This is a genomic window from Marseilla massiliensis, from assembly GCF_016899855.1.
Taxonomy (GTDB): Bacteria; Bacteroidota; Bacteroidia; order Bacteroidales; family Bacteroidaceae; genus Prevotella.
On the sequence record NZ_JACJJG010000277.1, the window covers coordinates 1 to 297 of the forward strand.

General features: G+C 63.6%; 1 protein-coding gene. It reads right to left on the reverse strand.

The genetic code is table 11. The features are described 5' to 3' along the window. Positions 1–297 (reverse strand): DDE-type integrase/transposase/recombinase (locus tag H6A34_RS14745; protein WP_205106116.1); only part of this gene is annotated, 297 nt, incomplete at both ends.

Here is a 297-nt window from a genome sequence, read left to right on the forward strand (position 1 = left end):
CACGGCATATCGGTGAGCATGACCGAGGACTACAACCCCACCGACAACGCCGTGGCCGAGCGCGTCAACGGCATAATAAAGCAGGAGGCCGTCAAGACTGTCCGTGCCGCGCACCGCCACGGCATGGGCTATGGCCTGCCTGAGGGCCTCGAGAGACTCCGAGGCGCGCAGCGACGGCGAGACCTTGTGGCCTACGACCTTGTGCGAGTAGGCATCGGTGACTATGTGCAGGTAGCACGTGCCACCGCATTCGAGCGGTATGTAGGTTATGTCGGCCACCCACAGCTGGTTCGCGGC